The sequence below is a fragment of the Phytoactinopolyspora endophytica genome, from assembly GCF_004138495.1.
Classification (GTDB): domain Bacteria; phylum Actinomycetota; class Actinomycetes; order Jiangellales; family Jiangellaceae; genus Phytoactinopolyspora; species Phytoactinopolyspora endophytica.
The window spans coordinates 391,010-392,209 of the sequence record NZ_ML142853.1; the positions used below are offsets into that span (position 1 = coordinate 391,010).

Below are 1,200 nucleotides of genomic sequence, written 5' to 3' on the forward strand. Positions count from 1 at the left end.
GGTGTCATCCCGACGGCGCGCAGAACTCGCAGGTAGGCGACGGTGGCGGCGGTGTAGCGCACCACAGCCTGGCCGACGAGGAACACGGCTGCCACACCCGCCACCGACGCGAACACCAGCAGCGCGTTCGCCTCGAAGCCAGTCACCTCTCGGGTGTGCCGGGCCTCTTCGGCCAGGTTCCAGACGCCGATGTCGGATCGATCACCGACCCTTTCCAGCCCTGCCTTGAAGCCGGCGATGTCCGCCTCGCCGCCGCGAAGCCGGACTATGGCGTTCACGATGCCCTCGCCGGACGCTCCGACGAAGTTCGGCGCGTACTGCTCGAGCAGTCCGGGTGACGTCAGCACGCCACCCTGGCTCTCCAAGCCCTCGTCGCCGCTCAGCAACTGCGCCGGCGAGCGGACCACACCGACGATCCGTGCCTCGATCGTCGGGCCGTCCGGCTCCACCGCGGCGGCGTCGGAGAAGGCCAGCTCGTCCATCGTCTCGGGTGCATAGAGCCGCAGCGTCAGGACGTCGCCGACGCCAAGTCCGAAGGTGTCCCGAAAGACCGGGCCGACCACTACCTCGTCGGGCCGGGACGGGTCCAGGAGTCTGCCTTCCAAGACCACCGGACGCTCGATGGTGCGCAGGGCCTCGTCGTCGGCGAAAGGATAGCGACCTACCTCGGCATCCCGGGGAATCTCATCGATCACGTACTCGTCGGTGAGAGCAAATGTGGCGAGGGACTCCACTTCCGGCAATGCCCGCACGGCATCCCAGTCGAACCCGGGCTCGTTCGGTTGGGCCACCACCGTGGCGGGGAGCGTCTGCTCCAGCAGCCGGTCCACGGCGCTCGAGCCACGTCGCGCGCCGGCCACAGCAGTCATGACGGTGCCCGCGGCGAGAGCGACCAGCAGCGCGAGGACCAACAGCGATCTCCACCGGCGGCGGAGATCGAGCCGGAGCCAGGCCAACGCCGCGGCATTCACGACGCGGCGTCCTCCGGCACGGCCTGCTCCGACACGGCGGACATGACCGCGCCCAGCGCCGCGCCGCCGGCACCACCGTTGTCGATGTCGTGGAGGACCCGGCCGTCGCGCATCCGGACCACGCGCGACGCACCGCCGGCGACCTCGGCGGAGTGCGTGACCATCAAAATCGTCTGACCGTCGCCGTGCAGACGGCGAAACAGTTCCAGGATCTCGATGCCGCCCTCGG

1 protein-coding gene and 1 pseudogene are annotated in these 1,200 nt (G+C 69.7%); both read right to left on the reverse strand.

Going from position 1 to position 1,200, the window contains the following annotated elements:
- A partial coding sequence (locus ELR45_RS37680; protein WP_205856485.1) for an ABC transporter permease family protein occupies positions 1–971 on the reverse strand: 971 nt, incomplete at its 3' end.
- Positions 968–1,200 (reverse strand): annotated as a pseudogene (locus ELR45_RS37685) (ABC transporter ATP-binding protein); the annotation flags it as partial. The pseudogene ELR45_RS37685 and the gene ELR45_RS37680, both read right to left, overlap by 4 nt.